Consider the following 14,517-nt stretch of genomic DNA (forward strand, 5'->3'; position numbering starts at 1 on the left):
CGGCGTCCGCTCATCAGTCTGGAGCACGTGAGCCGACGATCTCGAAAACGTCGCCGTTGGTGGGCGTTGCGTTTTCGTGATAGATGTCATAGAGGTACTGCGCAAGCTCTGCGCCAGTGACATCGGACGGAATCGCAAGCTGTACCTTCCGGCGCTTTCCGTCCGGCCCCATCAAGTAGCTCTGCCACCGATCGTCGGTCATCTCGATGGCCATGATCTGGCCGAACACGTTGAACAAATGGCGCATGCCTGATCTCCTTGTACGCCATCAAAGCATAATCTCGCCCTTTTTCCTTGGAGATCCATTGGAATTCGAGATCGCGCAATCCACACCCACTGCAGCCAGCGTGGCCATGCTCGTGCAGGCGCACTACAACCTGGGGGAAGTGGTCGAGAGCGAATTCCTGCGGCGCAGCTTCAACCAGGTCTACGGGCTGGGCTTTTCCAGCGGACAACGGGTGGTCGCGCGCCTCTGCGCCGAACGTCCGCGCGGCGGCCCCAATGCGTTGTTCGAGGCCGCTGCGCTGGAACATTGGGCACGCCGCGGATGCCGCGTCGCTCGTTGCGTGCCGTCGGCAAGCGGCGAGATCGCCATACAGGTCCCGTTGCCCGAAGGCCTTCGGGCGCTGATGCTTTTCGAACATCTGGATGGCGAGGCCACGAGCGATTCGGCCGAGGACATCGAGGCCCTGGCACGTGGCCTGGCCGCGCTGCACACGGCCGGCGAAAGTTTCCAAGGACTGGACAGCATCTATCGCCTGGATCTGGACTATCTGCTGGTGAAGCCGCTGCAGGGCCTGCTGCGCGCCCCCACCATGACCTCCGAACTGCGTGCGCAGTTCGAGCAACTGGGCCAGCACCTGCATGACGACATCATTGCGCTGGGCGAGCTCAGCCGGGTCCTGTGCCACGGCGATGTGCATGGCAGCAACAACTTCGTCGTTTCCGGTGCAAGGGGCCAGCGTGAGGCGGTGTTCTTCGACTTCGACGAGGTAGGCCCCGGCTACCTTGCTTACGAATTGGCGGTGTATCCATGGAGCCTCTACCCGCGTGCACCCGAGGTCGCGCCGAGCGACAAGGTGAAGACGCAGTGGCGGCGCTTCATTTCCGCCTACCGCGAGGCGCGACCCGTCGCCGACGCCGACCTTGCCGCCATCGCGCGCTTCATGGCGGTGCGGCAGTTCTGGCTGCTGGGAGAGTACGCCGGGCGTGTGCCCGTGTGGGGCTCCCAGGCCATTTCGACCGACTACCTGCGACGGCAGGTCAGCATGCTTCGCGCTTGGGAAACGCTGGAGCTGCCGCTGTAGGTCTGCTTCGAGCCACAGTTGCACGCGCCATCCATGGGTTGAATGAAGGAACGTGAAACGTACTGTGTGGATTCCTTGCGCCGATACAGAGGCATACGTGATGTGCATCCAACAGGCTGCACGCGCCTGAAGATCCGGACATCGATCAAGCGCATCAAGGAAACACAGTGACATCCCTCTTCAGACCTCTTGCCATCGCCGCGGCAGGCATTGTTTTCGGCGCCTCCGCCTGGGCGCAAGCTGCCACCGACATCGGCCGCCCGGCGGCGGTCATTCCGCTGGCATCGGAGGCGCCGGCCAAGCTCGTCGTGTATCCACCGCTGGCCGAACCCCTGGCGCGCGGCGTGGTCATCGTGCAGTACCTGACCGAGAACCTGCGCATCATCCCGGTGTTCGGCAAGGCCGCCGTCGATGTCTCGCCGCGGGTCGGCCACTTGCACGTGACTGTCGATGACCGACCCGGCACCTGGGCCCACACGAGCGGCGATCCGATCATCGTCGTCGGATTGAAGCCTGGCTTGCACAAGATGCTGATCGAGCTTGCCGATCCCGGCCACAAGATCCTGGGCAGTGAAACAGTCTCGGTGAGTGTTCCGGAGCCAAAGGCTTCCTCGGAATCCCACGCGCACTGACCAACAATCGGGCGGCCGACTGCCGGCCTACTCGATCGTGACCTTGCCGTCTTTCACGAGCTTGGCGAACTTGGTGGTCTCTTCGCGGATGCGGGCCGCCATGTCGGCCGGGCTGTCGCCGATCGCATCGGCGCCAATCGCGCGCATCCGCTCTCCGAAGTCGGGCGACTTGATGATCTTGACCATCTCGGCGTTGAGCTTCGCGACCATGTCCTTCGGCGTGCCCGCAGGCGCCAGCACGCCGAACCAGGTTCCGATGTCGAAGCCCTTGAGCCCGGCCTCTTCGAGCGTTGGCACATCTGGCAGAACGGCGGAGCGCTTGGCCGTTGTCACAGCCAGCGCGCGCAGCTTTCCGCCTTTGATGTGCTGCAGCACGGGCGTGATGGTGTCGAAGGACATGGCCACCTGTCCGCCGAGCAGGTCGGTGGTGAGCGGGCCGCTGCCCTTGTAGGGCACATGCAGCAGACTGACGCCGGTGCTGGCCTGGAACTGCGTGCCGATCAGATGCTGCGCCGTGCCGTTGCCGTTGGAGCCGTAGGCCAGCTCCTTGGGCGACGACTTGGCGAGCGCGATCAACTCGGCGACCGACTTGGCCGGCGTGAACGATGCGTTGACCACCAGCACATTCGGCACCATCGCCACCGTGGTGATCGGCGCCAGGTCCTTCTGGAAGTCGTACGGAAGCTTCTTGTAGACGCTGGTCGCAATGGTGTGGTGCACCGCGCCCATCAGCAGCGTGTGGCCGTCCGGCTTGGCCTTGGCAACGTAGTCGGCGCCTAGCGTGGCGCCTGCGCCCGGCTTGCTTTCCACGATCACGGGCTGGCCCAGGCTCTTGGACAACGCGTCGGCCAGCGCGCGGGCCAGCACGTCGGTGGTGCCCCCCGATGGAAACGGCACGACCAGACTGATCGGCTTGGCCGGCCACTTCTCCTGCGCGGCGGCCCAGGGCGCGATGCAAAGGCCGAGCGCTGCAATGGCGGTGGCCGCGAGGGCGCGGCGCCCGATGGCGGATTGTCGGGTCGTCATGATGTGTGTTGTCTCCAGGTTGCCGGTCTGCGCCGTACCTCTTGCGGGCTTGTATGTGAATCTCTAGGCGGCCTGGCGCTGCCGCTCGGCCGACGCGAGCTGCGTGCACATGGCCTGCGTGACCTGTGCGGTGGTGGCGCTGCCGCCCAGGTCCCGCGTGTGGAGCGCCGGGTCGGCGGTCACGGCCTCCACGGCCTTCATGACGCGCCGTGCGGCCTCGGCCTCGCCCAGGTGCTCCAGCAGCATCACCACCGACCAGAAGGTGCCGACCGGATTGGCCAGGCCCTTGCCCATGATGTCGAAGGCCGAGCCGTGGATCGGCTCGAACATCGAGGGGTAGCGGCGCTCGGGGTCGATGTTGCCGGTCGGTGCGATGCCCAGGCTGCCCGCGAGTGCGGCGGCCAGGTCGCTGAGGATGTCCGCATGCAGGTTGGTGGCCACGATGGTGTCGAGCGACGCCGGGCGGTTGATCATCCGCGCGGTCGATGCGTCGACCAGTTCCTTGTCCCATGTGACGTCCGGAAACTCCTTTGAGATCTGCAGCGCGATCTCGTCCCACATCACCATGGCATGGCGCTGCGCATTGCTCTTGGTGATGACTGTCAGGAGCTTGCGGGGCCGCGACTGCGCCAGCTTGAAGGCGAAGCGCATGATGCGTTCCACGCCGGCGCGCGTCATCATCGACACGTCGGTCGCGGCTTCGATCGGATGGCCCTGGTGCACGCGGCCGCCGACACCGGCGTACTCGCCTTCGGAGTTCTCGCGCACGATCACCCAGTTGAGGTCGTCCGGTCCGCAGCGTTTCAGGGGCCCGTCGATGCCGGGGAGGATGCGCGTCGGACGCACGTTGGCGTACTGGTCGAAGCCCTGGCAGATCTTCAGGCGCAAGCCCCACAGCGTGATGTGATCGGGAATGTGCGGATCGCCCGCCGACCCGAACAGGATCGCGTCTTTGTCGCGCAGCGCGTCGAGGCCGTCGTTGGGCATCATCACGCCGTGCTTGCGGAAATAGTCGCCGCCCCAATCGAAGTTCTCGAACTCGAACTTGAAGCTGCTGCCGGCCGAGGCCAGCGCTTCCAGCACCTCTTGGCCTGCGGGCACCACTTCCTTGCCAATGCCGTCTCCGGGGATGGTTGCGATCTTGTACGTCTTCATTTGCGGCTGCGTCCTGTGATGGGGTTGAGCCAATTCTGTCGGTTGCAACCCGTGGCACCGCACGGGTAAAGTGAATCCATCTTTAACCGCAAGTCAACAATCAGATCGACCATGAGCCACGGCATCCAGCCTTCGGAACTGGGCTTCTTCGTGCAGATTGCCACCAGCGGCAGCCTGAGCGCCGCGGCGCGCAATCTGGGTGTGTCCACACCCGCCGTGAGCAAGCGCCTGTCGCAAATGGAGCAGCGCCTGCGCATGCCGCTGGTCAACCGCACCACGCGCCGTATGAGCCTGACGCCAGAGGGCGAGGTGTTCCTGGAGCATGCGCGGCGCATCCTCGGGGAGCTCGACGACCTCGACCAACTGCTGGCCAAAGGCCGGGGATCTCCGAAAGGCCTGCTGCGCGTGAATGCAACCCTGGGCTTCGGCCGCATGCATGTGGCGCCGGTGATTTCGCGCTACAGCCGCCTGTGCCCCGACGTCGAGGTGCAGCTGCAGCTGTCGGCCGATCCGCCGCCGCTCACCGACGATGCCTTCGATGTCTGCGTGCGCTTCGGCGAGCCGCCGGACGCCAGGGTGATCGCCAAGCGCCTGGCGCCGAACCGGCGGCTGCTGTGCGCCTCGCCCAAGTACCTGGCCCAGCGCGGCATGCCGGTGGTGCCAACCGACCTGGCACGCCACGACTGCATCGGCATCCGCCAGGGCAACGACGCCTACGGCGTCTGGCGGCTGTCGATCGGAAAGGGCCGCAAGGAACACACCGAGGCCGTCAAGGTGCGCGGCGCGCTCACCACCAACGACGGAGAGATCGCGGTGCGCTGGGCACTCGATGGACACGGCATCGTGATGCGCGCGGAGTGGGACATCCAACGCTATTTGGCGAGCGGCCGCCTGGTGCAGGTGCTGCCGCAGTACCGCACGCCGAGCGCCGACATCCATGCCGTCTATGCGCAGCGGCACCAGCTCTCGTCGCGCATCCGGGTGTTCGTTGATTGCCTGTCGGAGGCTTTTGCACGGCTCGGTGCCGGCAGTGCAGCGAACTGAGGTCGAATGGATTCAGGTTGACCACTGCACGCTTCCTCGACGAGCATTGACGGTGGCGTCGCACGATGATGCTGGTCGGCACGGTTCGCGGTGCCGGCACTTCCAAGGACCCGGAGACAAACAATGAATAACAAACTGGCAGCCCCGGTGCAAGCCTTGCGCTGGCGCATCGCAATCATGGCGGCGGCACTGCTGGCAGGCCTTGCCGGCTGTGCACGGATGATGCCTGCTTCGGGCGCCCCACCCGCGGTGGTCGAGCAGCTTCTCGTGCGCGAGCGCCAGCCCGCTTTTGGAGGCACTGCTTTCGGCAATGCCGGCCTTTACGAGCGCGTGGTCGCGCAGGCTCAGGTGGCGCTCGATCCGGCGCATCCGGCCAACCGCGGCATCGTCGACGCGGGGGCGGCCGCATCGGCAGACGGCAAGGTCCGCTACAAGGCCGACGTCGTCATCCTGCGGCCGCGCGATAGCGCGAGGGCATCGGGAACATGGGTGGTCGAAGTCGCGAACCGCGGCCGCAAGCTGATGCTCGAGATCGTCAACGGCGGCAGCCTCCAGGCCGACCGCGCCGATGAAGCCGGAACGGGCTGGCTCATGCGCCAGGGCCACACGCTGCTGTGGGTCGGCTGGCAAGGCGATATTCCGGCGGACCCCACCGGCAAGACCGTCGGCATGGTGCTGCCGATCGCGATGCAAGGCGGTCAACCGATCACCGGCACCGCGTTCGAAGAGATCGTGTTCGATGCGCCCGGTCCGCGCGGCACCCTGCCCTTGAGCTACCCGGCTGCCTCGCTCGATCCGTCCTTGGGCGAACTGAGCGTGCGTGCACGGCCGGAAGCTGCGCCCACCCTGATCGGTGCCGCGCAGTGGCGCTACAAGGATGCGAACGCGATCGAATTCGAACGCCCCGCCGGCTTCGATGCCGGCGCGATCTACCAGTTCAGGTACACGGCACGCGACCCGCGCCCGATGGGCCTGGGCATGGCGTCGCTGCGCGACGTCGTGTCGCACCTGAAGACCGGCCTGCCCGATGCGAGCGGCCAACCAAGCCCGCTGGCCGACCTGAAGCCCAGGGCCACGGTGGCAATCGGCATCTCGCAATCGGGTCGCTTCCTGCGCGACTGGGTGTGGCAAGGCTTCAATGCCGGCCCGGGTGGCCAGCGCGTGTTCGACGGCATGGTCGCCACCATCGCCGGCTCGCGCAAGACCTACACCAACGTGCGCTGGGCCCAGCCCGGCCGCTACTCGCGCCAGCACGAGGACCACTTCTTCTACGGCGACCAATTTCCGTTCAGCTATGCAACCACGACCGATCCGCTGAGCGGCCGGCAAGGCGGGCTGCTCGCGCGCTGCGCTGCCGACCGGACGTGCCCCAAGGTCTTTCAGCTCGACAGCGGCCTCGAGTACTGGCAGGGCCGCGCCGCACTGGTCGTCACCGACGGCGCCGGCCGCGACATCGCACTGCCGGGCGACGTGCGCGTGTACCTGATGTCGTCGACGCAGCACGTCACAGCGCGCAACGCGACCTCACCCATCTGCGAGACGCCCATCAACCCGGCGCAGCAGCAACCGGTGTACCGCGCACTGCTCACGCGCATGATCGAGTGGGCGCGCGACGGCAAGGCCCCGCCGGACAGCCGCCACCCGACGGTGCGCGATGGCACGTTGGTTCCGGCGACTGCCGCGGCGATGCGCTTTCCCGATCTGTCGCCGCTCGGCATGACGCTGCCGGCGCCCAACCTTCTGACGGTGAACGATGACAGCGTGGTGCCTGCAAGGCCCGACGCCATGCGCGCGTACACGGTGCTCGTTCCCAAGACCGATGCCGACGGCAACGACTTGGCCGGCATCCGCCTGCCCGACGTGGCCGTTCCGCTGGCCACCTACACCGGCTGGAATCGGCGAAAGGCCGGTTTCGCGCCGGGCCAGTTGTGCGGCCTCGACGGCAGCTACCTGCCCTTCTCGGCGACCGCCACCGAAGCCGCCGCCAAGCGCGACCCCCGGCTCCCGATTGCGGAACGGTACCCGAGCCGCGAGGCCTACCTCGCGAAAGTCAAAAGCGCGGTGCAGCGTCTGCAGGCGGAGGGCCTGATGCTCGACGAAGACGCCACACGCTGGATGGACAACGCGGCCAGGGATGGACGGATTGCGGTCCTGCCCTAGACTTTTTCTTCGATGTCCTATGACTTGGAGGTCCTATGAATTACCAAGGTAGCTGCCATTGCGGCCGAATTGCCTTCGAAGTCGAAGGTGACATCCAAGGTGCGATGGCATGCAATTGCTCGATGTGCCAGCGCAGGGGATCGCTGCTGTGGTTCGTGCCGCACGATCGCCTCACGCTGAAGACGCCGCCCGAGGACATGAGCACGTACATGTTCAACAAGCATGTGATCTCGCATCGCTTCTGCGCCGTCTGCGGCATTCACACCTTCGGCGAGGGCACCGATCCGAAGGGCAACAAGACGGCGGCCATCAACATCCGCTGCCTCGAGGGCATTGATCTCGACGCGGTGCCGGTGCAGCATTTCGACGGGCGCTCGAAGTAAGTCCGAGGTCCTGTCACCCCCAACCTAGGAGAACCAGGATGACCAGTAAGAACACGATCTGTCTTTGGTACGACGGCACCGCGCTGGATGCCGCGAAGTTCTACGCCGACATATTCCCCGACAGCGCGGTGGGCGCTGTCCATCGCGCCCCCGGCGACTACCCCGCCGGCAAAGAGGGCGACATCCTGACGGTCGAGTTCACGGTCATGGGCATTCCGTGTCTCGGCCTGAATGGCGGCCCGGCGTTCAAGCACAACGAGGCTTTTTCATTCCAGGTTGCGACCGACAACCAGTCCGAGACGGACCGCCTGTGGGACGCGATCATCAAAAACGGCGGCCAGGAAAGCGCCTGCGGCTGGTGCAAGGACAAGTGGGGACTGTCCTGGCAGATCACGCCGCGGGCGCTGATAGAGGCAATCGCAGACCCTGATCCCGCAGCGGCCAAGCGCGCGTTCGAAGCCATGATGGAGATGACAAAGATCGACATCGCAAAGATCGAGGCGGCTCGGCGCGGCTGAAACCCAGCTCGCATCAAAAAGCGCTGTACATGCGCTGAAAATATCGTATGATACACATCATGCGAACCGCAAAACACAACGCCAGGACAGCCGCCAAGGAGGCCTCGCACGAGCGCATCGTGTCAGCGGCTGCCCGTGCGATCCGTCGCAGTGGCTACGACGGCACCGGTGTGGCCGACATCATGAAGGAGGCCGGCCTGACCCACGGCGCCTTCTATGCCCACTTTCCGTCCCGCGAGGCCATGCTGGCCGAAGCAGCGGCCCGGGCTTGCGCCGAAACAGCCGCCGCGACCGCCGGCGTGGTTTCCCGCGTGCCGGCGGAGCAGGCCTTGAGCTCCATGCTGCGTACCTACCTGTCGCCCGAGCACCTGGCGCAGGTGGAGCTGGGCTGCCCCCTGGCCGCGCTGGGATCGGAGACGCCCCGCCAAGCGGCGGAAGTACGCCGCGTGACCACGCGGCACATCAAGGAAATGATCGATTTCGTCGCCCGCCAATCGCCGGACTGGGGTCAGCCTGCTGCCCACGAACGAGCGCTCGTGACCGTCGCCACCATGGTGGGGACGCTGATGTTGGCGCGCGCGGTCGATGAACCCGCACTGTCGGCCAGCCTGTGCGAGGCGGCGCTGAAGCACCTGCCCCCGCGTTGAAGCCAGGTCGTGAAGCAGCGCCATTTTTTTCGCCCCTAAATATGATGATCATCATGCGACAAAGAAAACTGGCGATATCAAACCGCCTACTGCGATCCGCTCGCAAACCCGTGTAAGCCCCAACAAGGAAAGAAATGAAAGCGCTCACCTTCAAACGCTACGGCAAGTCGCCCGAGATCGGCTTCACCGACGTTCCCCGTCCCACGCTGAAGCCCGACGAAATGCTGGTGCAGGTCCACGCAGCGGGCGTGAACCCCATCGACAACATGATTCCGACAGGGCTCTTCAAAGCCGTCGTGAAGTTCGAGTTTCCAGCCACGCTGGGCAGCGATCTGGCCGGTGTGGTGACCGAGGTCGGCAGCCGCGTGACCCGCTTCAAACCAGGCGATGCGGTCTTTGCCAGCATCTTCGACCTGGGCACGGGCTCGATCGCCGAGTTCGCGGTGGTACCGGAGCGCGCTGCCGCGCTGAAGCCGGCCAACCTGGACTTCGTGCAAGCCGCATCGATCCCCATGGTCGGGCTCACCTCGTGGCAAGCGCTGAAGGAACGCCTGAAGCTTCAAGCCGGCCAGAAGGTGTTCATCCCGGCGGGCTCCGGCGGCATTGGCACCTTTGCGATCCAGCTGGCCAAGCACCTGGGCGCCAAGGTGGGAACGACCACCAGCACGGGCAATGTCGAACTGGTGCGCAGCCTCGGCGCGGACGAGATCGTCGACTACAAGAAGCAGGAATTCGAGAACGTGCTGCGCGGCTACGACGCGGTGCTTGGTACGGTCAGAGGTGATGCGATGGAGAAATCTGTCGGCATCCTCAAGCCGCGGGGCGCAATGGTTTCGCTGGTCGGGCCGCTTGACGCGCCTTTCGCTCGGGCGCGACGGCTGAACTTCGTCCTGACGTTCGTCTTCGCGATGATGAGCCGAAAAATCAAGCGCCTGGCGAAAGAGAACGGCGTCACCTACTCGTTTCTCTTTGCCCGCCCCGATGGCAATCAACTCGCCGAGATTGGCGAACTGCTCAAGGCCGAGCGCATCCGGCCGGTGATCGACAAGGTGTTTCCGTTCGAGCAAGCCAAGGAAGCACTTGAATACCTCGCCCAGGGACGTTCCAGGGGCAAGGTCGTCGTCAAGGTGCGATAGCGGTAAGCGGTATTGGTCCCCCTTTTTCTTTTTATTTGGAGATTCTCATGAAGATCGAAAATTCCGTCGCCCTCGTCACGGGCGCCAATCGCGGCATCGGCCTGGCATTCGCACGCGATCTGCTCGCTCGCGGTGCCCGCAAGGTCTACGTGGGTGCACGCGACCCCGCGACCGTCACGCAAGCGGGCGTCCAGGCCCTGCGGCTCGACGTCAACAAGCCGGAAGACGTGGCGGCTGCCGCGGCGCTGGCGACCGACGTGACGCTGGTGATCAACAACGCAGGCATTGCCCAGCCCGGCGGCTTTCTCGCGGCCGACAGCGAAGAAATCGCACGGCGCATCTTCGAGACCAACTTCTTCGCCGTGCTGCGCGTGAGCAGGGCCTTCGCGCCGATTCTCAAGGCCAACGGCGGCGGCGCACTGCTCAACGTCTTGTCGGTTGCGTCATGGGTGAATGGCGGCGAACTGGCCGCCTATTCGGCGAGCAAATCCGCCGCCTGGTCGCTCACCAATGCGCTTCGCACCGAACTGTCGGCGCAGAAGACCCAGGTGCTCGGGCTGCACATGGCCTATGTCGACACCGACCTCACGCGCGGCTTTGACGTACCCAAGTCGAGCGCCGAGGACATCGTCGCGCGCGCGCTCGACGGACTCGAAGCCGGCCTCGACGAAGTGCTGGCCGACGAACTGACCCAGCAGGTCAAGCGCGGGATGACGGCGCCCAGGCCCAGCTATCTGCCGCAGGCGGCCTGAACCGTTCGCGCACCCCTGGAGATCATGCAATGCGTCATTCGTCCAAAGCCGCCGCGCTCGCTCTCGTGCTAGCGGGATCCACCATTTCGCAGTCGGCGGGGGCCGCCGATGCACCGTCCGACGGCGCGAAGTCCCGTGCGCCGGTGTCGGACCAGGTGGCGCGCGTCACCTGGGCCAACGTTCCCACGCAATTCATCTCCGCGGGCGGCATCGATTTCGCGTACCGCGAAATGGGAACGCAGAACGGCGGCACGCCCGTGGTGTTTCTGGTCCACCTGGCCGCCGTGCTGGACAACTGGGACCCGCGCGTCATGGACGGCATTGCGGCCAAGCACCACGTGATCGCCTTCGACAACCGCGGCGTCGGGGCAACCAGCGGATCGCCGTCCAGTTCGATGGAGCAGATGGCCGACGACGCGATCACCTTCGTCAAGGCGAAGGGGTTCGAACGGGTCGACCTCTTCGGCTTCTCGATGGGTGGAATGATCGCCCAGGAGATGGTGCTCAAGGAGCCGCGACTCGTGCGCAAGATGATCCTCGCGGGCACGGGCCCCGCCGGCGGCGAGGGCATCAGCACGGTGGCCCGCATTGCAAACTACGACCTGCTGCGCGGCTTGTTCACCGGCCAGGATCCAAAGCAATTCCTGTTCTTCACCCGCACGCCAGGCGGCATCGAAGCGGGCAAGGCTTTTCTCCAGCGGTTGAAGGAACGTTCGGAGAATCGCGACAAGGAGATCACTCTCAGCGCGTACGCGGCGCAGTTGCGGGCGCTGGGGGCATGGGGCCGGAAGGAACCTGCCGACCTTTCTGTGGTGAAGCAACCCGTGCTCGTCGCCAACGGCGACGACGACCGGATGGTGCCTACCTCGAACACGCGGGACCTGGCGCGGCGGCTGCCCAACAGCACCCTGGTCATCTATCCCGATGCCGGCCACGGCGGGGTGTTCCAGTTCCACGCCGAGTTCGTACCCACGGCGCTCGAATTCCTCGCCCGATAGGCCTCCTGGACGCGTCCTCGCCAAGAGCAGGGAATCAAGCGCGTCGCTTCAACCGCTCAAGCGCCGGGCGTGCCGGGCACCCCCGTTATCGCCTTGTTCAACGCAGCAACAGCCTCCGCCCGCTGCGCCGAGGCCGACGCCGACCTGTCGTGCTGGATGAGCAGTACCGCGACCATGCCGATGACCGCTGGAATCGCGATGGCGATGAAGTTCTGGTGCAGCGGAAGACTCATGCCCACCAGCACGCCGATCAGGATGGGGGCGAGGATCGCGCCGCTGCGGCCGACGCCCAACGCCCACCCGAGGCCGGTGGCACGCACGGCCATCGGATAGAACTGCCCAGCGTAGGCATTGGCCACGATCTGAGTGCCGATGGTCGAGGCACCGGCCAGTCCGATGAGGACGAAGAGCGCAGGCGTCGGCATCTTGTAGCCCAGCAGCGTGAGCGAAACGGCTGCCAGCGCATACATCCCGGCGAGCACGTACTTGATGTGGAAGCGGTCGGCGAGCCATCCGCCGGCGATGGCGCCAACCATGGCGCCGACATTCAGCACCAAGACGAAGGTCAGGGCCGAGCCGAGGCTGTAGCCCGCGCTCGCCATGAGCTTGGTGAGCCACGAACTCAGCGCGAAGACCATGAACAGGCACATGAAGAACGCGATCCAGAACATCACCGTGCTGAAGCCGCGGCCGTCGTAGAAGAGATGCTTGATCGGCGCGCTGTCGGCCCGGTCCTTCACCGGCACCACGAAGTTGTCGGTCGCCGATGGTTGATAGTTCGGGTCGAGGCGCGAGACGATTTTCTTGAGTTCTTCGGTGCGGCCCTTGGCCAGCAGGAACGGCATTGATTCAGGCATCGACTTGAGGATGAGCGGAATCAGCAGCACCGGCAGGCCGGCCGCGAAGAAGACCGATTGCCAGCCGTAGCTCTCGATCAGGCCCTTGCCGAGGATCGCCGCGATGATGCCCCCGACGGCATAGCCGCTGAACATCAGCGTCACGAGGGTGGACCGGATCTTCTTCGGCGAATACTCGGTCATCTGCGCCACCACGTTCGGCATCACACCTCCGATGCCGAGCCCGGCCAGGAAGCGCATCGCGCTGAATGCGACGGGGCTCTCGGCCAGCCCTGCGGCAGCGGTGAAGACGCTGAAGAAGCCCACGCAGATGGCGATCGCCCAGCGGCGGCCAATGCGGTCGGCAATGGTGCCCATGAAGATGGCCCCAAACATCATGCCGAAGAGCGCGGAGCTGACCATGAACCCGGCATTGGTCGCATCGACGCCCATCTTCTTCATGATCGACGGCAGTGCGATGCCCACCACCGCGAGGTCGTAGCCGTCGAACACGATGATGAGCGCGCACCAGAGCAGCACCAGGCCGTGGAAGCGGTTGAAGCGGGCATTGTCAGCCAGCTTGTGAAGGTCGATTTGGCGCATGACGCTTGTCTCCGATTCGAATGGCAAAGATGCCTGATGCACCGCCCCTGGTCTCGCAACGGGGAGTTGCACAGCTGTGCGGCGATGTTGGCGATCATGGTCTTGCCGGCCCGGCGGGTCCAACGCATTTTCCGGATGCCCTTTATGCGGCCTGTGAATGTTGGGGCGGGTCTACCCACGGGTCACGCCCGCTCGGTGCCGATGCCGCCCGCCATGCGATCTCCGAATGCGCGCTATCACCGATCTTTGTTGGACCCTTTTCACCCGCTCTCATAGATTGACCGGCAGGTTGAGCGCCGCTGTGGCGCTGCCCGTACAAAGGAGACAGGTATGCAAGGAAAGATCGGGCTCGAAGAACATTTCGCGATTCCAGAAACGCTGCAGGACTCGGCCGGCTTCGTGCCCGGCGCGTATTGGCGGGAGCTCAGCATGCGCCTTCTGGACCTTCATGACGTGCGCCTGCGCCAGATGGACGCGAACGGCATGGAGATGATGATCCTCTCGCTGAACGCGCCCGCCGTGCAGGCGGTGCCGGACCCCAAGAAAGCGTATGAGCTCGCGGTGCGCGCCAATGATTTTCTTGCCGAGCAGGTGGCAAAGCGGCCCGACCGCTTCCAGGCCTTCGCCGCCCTGCCGATGCAGGACCCCGACAAGGCCACGCAGGAGCTCGAGCGCTGCATGACCGAGCTCGGCTTTCGCGGCGCGCTGGTCAATGGCTTCTCGCAGGTCGGCACGCCCGACAACGCCGTCTACTACGACGCGCCGCAGTACGCATCGTTCTGGGCCGCGGCGGAACGTCTCGACGCGCCCTTCTACCTGCATCCGCGCAATCCGCTCGCAAGCTGGGCGCAGATCTACGAAGGCCATCCATGGCTGCTCGGCCCCACCTGGGCCTTTGCGCAGGAAACCGCCGTTCACGCGCTGCGCCTGATGGCGAGCGGCCTCTTCGATCGGCATCCGGGCCTCAAGATCATCCTCGGCCACCTGGGCGAAGGGCTGCCCTACAACATGTGGCGCGTCGACCACCGCAACGCCTGGGTCGAGGCGCCCAAGGGCTACCCGGCCAAGCGCAAGCTGTGCGACTACTTCAACGAAAACTTCTATCTCACGACGTCGGGCAACTTCCGCACCCAGACGCTGATCGATGCGATGCTGGAGATCGGATCGGACCGGATTCTGTTCTCGACCGACTGGCCTTTCGAGAACATCGACCACGCGTCCAACTGGTTCAACGACACGAGCATCAGCGAGGCCGATCGCAAGAAGATCGGTCGCACCAACGCGCTGTCGCTGTTCAAGCTGCCGCAATCCTGAGCCGCG

General features: G+C 65.1%; 15 protein-coding genes. 11 read left to right on the plus strand and 4 right to left on the minus strand.

Features of this window, described 5'->3' with window-relative positions:
* Positions 1–13 precede the first annotated feature (13 nt).
* Positions 14–247 carry a DUF7661 family protein gene (locus J2X92_RS03975; protein ID WP_307573544.1) on the minus strand — a complete coding sequence of 78 codons (234 nt, stop codon included), beginning with the start codon at positions 245–247 and terminating at the stop codon, positions 14–16.
* A 58-nt stretch (positions 248–305) separates the two neighbouring features.
* Here J2X92_RS03975 and J2X92_RS03980 point away from each other — a divergent pair, with 58 nt between their 5' ends.
* Positions 306–1,307, plus strand: coding sequence for a phosphotransferase enzyme family protein (locus tag J2X92_RS03980; protein WP_307573546.1), 1,002 nt, complete (start codon positions 306–308; stop codon positions 1,305–1,307).
* 167 nt (positions 1,308–1,474) lie between these two features.
* Entirely contained in the window at positions 1,475–1,939 is a 465-nt protein-coding gene (locus J2X92_RS03985; protein WP_307573548.1) for a DUF6130 family protein, read from the plus strand.
* Positions 1,940–1,966: 27 nt separating this feature from the next.
* Here the strand turns inward: J2X92_RS03985 and J2X92_RS03990 are convergent, their stop codons facing one another.
* Together J2X92_RS03990 and J2X92_RS03995 are read right to left on the minus strand one after the other, a co-directional pair.
* Positions 1,967–2,965, minus strand: a complete 999-nt coding sequence (locus J2X92_RS03990; protein ID WP_307573549.1) for a tripartite tricarboxylate transporter substrate binding protein — start codon at positions 2,963–2,965, stop codon at positions 1,967–1,969.
* A gap of 63 nt (positions 2,966–3,028) precedes the next feature.
* Positions 3,029–4,120 (minus strand): tartrate dehydrogenase, encoded by a 1,092-nt coding sequence (locus tag J2X92_RS03995; RefSeq protein ID WP_307573550.1) that lies wholly within the window; start codon positions 4,118–4,120, stop codon positions 3,029–3,031.
* A gap of 111 nt (positions 4,121–4,231) precedes the next feature.
* Between J2X92_RS03995 and J2X92_RS04000 the strand changes: the two genes are divergently transcribed.
* The 8 genes from J2X92_RS04000 (at position 4,232) to J2X92_RS04035 (ending at position 11,758) form a co-directional block, all read left to right on the plus strand.
* Positions 4,232–5,164: a LysR family transcriptional regulator gene (locus J2X92_RS04000; RefSeq protein ID WP_307573552.1), complete on the plus strand. Its 933-nt coding sequence runs from the start codon at positions 4,232–4,234 to the stop codon at positions 5,162–5,164.
* Positions 5,165–5,287: 123 nt separating this feature from the next.
* Positions 5,288–7,324, plus strand: a complete 2,037-nt coding sequence (locus J2X92_RS04005; protein ID WP_307573553.1) for an alpha/beta hydrolase domain-containing protein — start codon at positions 5,288–5,290, stop codon at positions 7,322–7,324.
* 35 nt (positions 7,325–7,359) lie between these two features.
* The gene (locus tag J2X92_RS04010; protein ID WP_307573555.1) at positions 7,360–7,707 is read left to right on the plus strand and encodes a GFA family protein; all 348 of its coding nucleotides are present in this window, start codon (positions 7,360–7,362) and stop codon (positions 7,705–7,707) included.
* Between the two features lie 38 nt (positions 7,708–7,745).
* A complete protein-coding gene (locus J2X92_RS04015) occupies positions 7,746–8,225 on the plus strand; it encodes a VOC family protein (RefSeq protein WP_307573558.1) in 480 nt (159 codons plus the stop codon).
* 47 nt (positions 8,226–8,272) lie between these two features.
* A complete protein-coding gene (locus tag J2X92_RS04020; RefSeq protein ID WP_307573559.1) occupies positions 8,273–8,872 on the plus strand; it encodes a TetR/AcrR family transcriptional regulator in 600 nt (199 codons plus the stop codon).
* A gap of 134 nt (positions 8,873–9,006) precedes the next feature.
* Complete coding sequence (locus J2X92_RS04025) at positions 9,007–10,008, plus strand: NADP-dependent oxidoreductase (RefSeq protein WP_307573560.1); 1,002 nt, start codon at positions 9,007–9,009, stop codon at positions 10,006–10,008.
* A gap of 47 nt (positions 10,009–10,055) precedes the next feature.
* On the plus strand, positions 10,056–10,760 hold the full coding sequence (locus J2X92_RS04030) for an SDR family oxidoreductase (RefSeq protein ID WP_307573562.1): 705 nt from the start codon (positions 10,056–10,058) through the stop codon (positions 10,758–10,760).
* 29 nt (positions 10,761–10,789) lie between these two features.
* Entirely contained in the window at positions 10,790–11,758 is a 969-nt protein-coding gene (locus tag J2X92_RS04035) for an alpha/beta fold hydrolase (protein WP_307573563.1), read from the plus strand.
* 56 nt (positions 11,759–11,814) lie between these two features.
* Here J2X92_RS04035 and J2X92_RS04040 read toward each other — a convergent pair whose 3' ends face one another.
* Positions 11,815–13,197, minus strand: coding sequence for an MFS transporter (locus J2X92_RS04040; RefSeq protein WP_307573565.1), 1,383 nt, complete (start codon positions 13,195–13,197; stop codon positions 11,815–11,817).
* A 330-nt stretch (positions 13,198–13,527) separates the two neighbouring features.
* Here J2X92_RS04040 and J2X92_RS04045 point away from each other — a divergent pair, with 330 nt between their 5' ends.
* Entirely contained in the window at positions 13,528–14,511 is a 984-nt protein-coding gene (locus J2X92_RS04045; RefSeq protein ID WP_307573567.1) for an amidohydrolase family protein, read from the plus strand.
* The last annotated feature ends 6 nt before the right edge of the window (positions 14,512–14,517 follow it).

The sequence above is a fragment of the Variovorax paradoxus genome, from assembly GCF_030811855.1.
GTDB lineage: Bacteria > Pseudomonadota > Gammaproteobacteria > Burkholderiales > Burkholderiaceae_C > Variovorax > Variovorax paradoxus_L.

What these genes read in the sequence shown, in the direction of transcription:
- J2X92_RS03975 (WP_307573544.1), bottom strand. Translation starts at nt 247, where the DNA reads ATGCGCCATTTGTTCAACGTGTTCGGCCAGATCATGGCCATCGAGATG.
- J2X92_RS03990 (WP_307573549.1), bottom strand. Translation starts at nt 2,965, where the DNA reads ATGACGACCCGACAATCCGCCATCGGGCGCCGCGCCCTCGCGGCCACC.
- J2X92_RS03995 (WP_307573550.1), bottom strand. Translation starts at nt 4,120, where the DNA reads ATGAAGACGTACAAGATCGCAACCATCCCCGGAGACGGCATTGGCAAG.
- J2X92_RS04000 (WP_307573552.1), top strand. Translation starts at nt 4,232, where the DNA reads ATGAGCCACGGCATCCAGCCTTCGGAACTGGGCTTCTTCGTGCAGATT.
- J2X92_RS04005 (WP_307573553.1), top strand. Translation starts at nt 5,288, where the DNA reads ATGAATAACAAACTGGCAGCCCCGGTGCAAGCCTTGCGCTGGCGCATC.
- J2X92_RS04010 (WP_307573555.1), top strand. Translation starts at nt 7,360, where the DNA reads ATGAATTACCAAGGTAGCTGCCATTGCGGCCGAATTGCCTTCGAAGTC.
- J2X92_RS04015 (WP_307573558.1), top strand. Translation starts at nt 7,746, where the DNA reads ATGACCAGTAAGAACACGATCTGTCTTTGGTACGACGGCACCGCGCTG.
- J2X92_RS04020 (WP_307573559.1), top strand. Translation starts at nt 8,273, where the DNA reads ATGATACACATCATGCGAACCGCAAAACACAACGCCAGGACAGCCGCC.
- J2X92_RS04025 (WP_307573560.1), top strand. Translation starts at nt 9,007, where the DNA reads ATGAAAGCGCTCACCTTCAAACGCTACGGCAAGTCGCCCGAGATCGGC.
- J2X92_RS04030 (WP_307573562.1), top strand. Translation starts at nt 10,056, where the DNA reads ATGAAGATCGAAAATTCCGTCGCCCTCGTCACGGGCGCCAATCGCGGC.
- J2X92_RS04035 (WP_307573563.1), top strand. Translation starts at nt 10,790, where the DNA reads ATGCGTCATTCGTCCAAAGCCGCCGCGCTCGCTCTCGTGCTAGCGGGA.
- J2X92_RS04040 (WP_307573565.1), bottom strand. Translation starts at nt 13,197, where the DNA reads ATGCGCCAAATCGACCTTCACAAGCTGGCTGACAATGCCCGCTTCAAC.
- J2X92_RS04045 (WP_307573567.1), top strand. Translation starts at nt 13,528, where the DNA reads ATGCAAGGAAAGATCGGGCTCGAAGAACATTTCGCGATTCCAGAAACG.